The following is a 1,329-nucleotide window of genomic DNA, read 5'->3' on the forward strand; positions in this document are numbered from 1 at the left end:
CGTTCCTACACAAACAAAAGTTGCGGTTGCAGCTTTGCCTATGGATGCTTTGGTGCAAATTGAAGCACTTCTTTCACACGGTGAAGGTACAATTCCAAACGCACCACAATCAGGCGACCTCATAAAGCTTACAAATAACACGGCGAATGCGCCAACAAGTCCTTTATCTACGCAAGCTGTAGCATTTTCTCATTACAATAATATTTCAGCTCAATTACCTATCGATCCAAAATCTGGTAGATTTGTAGTGGGTGGTGTAAAAGAGCAGACTGGACAGTGCTTAAAGAATATCAAGGCAATTTTAGAAAGTATCGACGTTCCTTTTGACGATATTGTTAAAATTAATATCTTCCTTAAAAACCTCTCGGATATTGAAGCTGTAAACGAAGTCTATACAACATTCTTCCCAGACTCAGCTATCGCCAGGGCCGTAGCTTATGTCCCCGCATTGACAACAGTTGAAGCTTCAGCTTTACCTATGGATGCTTTGATACAAATTGAAGCAGTTGTGTCACACGGAGATGGTACACCTCCACAACTTGTTGAAGACAGGCATGGACTTATCATAGAAGCAAACAATACGGAAAATGCACCAAAAAGTGCTCTATCTACACAAACAGTAGCGTTTTCTCATTACAATCATCTTTCGGCTCAATTACCTTTAGACCCAAAAACTGGTAAAATGGTAGCTGGTGGTGTAAAAGAGCAGACTGGACAGTGCTTAAAAAATATCAAGGCAATTATAGAAAGTGTCGACCACGTTATGGAAGATGTGGTTAAAGTAAATATCTTCATTAAAAATATCGCAGATATTGATGCTGTAGACGAAGTTTACAAAACATTTTTCCCAAGCGGTACTCCTGCACGAAGAACAGTTGGCGTATCAGTTTTACCTAACGATGCTTTAATCCAAATCGATGCAGTTGTATCAAATGCTGAAGGAACACCTCCAATAGCATAACTGACAATCACACAACCTAAAAAACGAAGCCTTGTGCTTCGTTTTTTAGTGTTCGAAAATTTGAAGATAAAATCACTTAATATTGAATTGTTATTTAACTACTACTTGTAGTACTAGTAATAAAAATGATAAAATATAGTTAATTCAATTAGGTGGTTCAATATGAGTGCATTTGTTGAAGTTAAAATTAATGGAGCAAAGGAATCAATATGGAATATAATTTCCGACATAAAGAATTCAGAAAAAAACATAAGTGGAATACAAAAAATAGAAATTCTTAAGGAAGCTACAGATGGAATCATTGGATTGAAATGGAGAGAAACCAGAACCATGTTTGGCAAGGAAGCCACTGAAGACATGTGGATTAC

Annotated in this window: 1 protein-coding gene and 1 pseudogene; both read left to right on the top strand. The window is 37.1% G+C overall.

Annotation, left to right across the window (positions count from 1 at the left end; genetic code table 11):
- Nucleotides 1-961, top strand: a 961-nt coding sequence (locus tag AC3AX0_RS08460) for a RidA family protein (RefSeq protein ID WP_487549862.1), incomplete at its 5' end; no start/stop codon positions are given.
- Nucleotides 962-1,123: 162 nt separating this feature from the next.
- Nucleotides 1,124-1,329: pseudogene (locus AC3AX0_RS08465) on the top strand (SRPBCC family protein); the annotation flags it as partial.

The organism is Dethiosulfatibacter sp. (assembly GCF_983023055.1).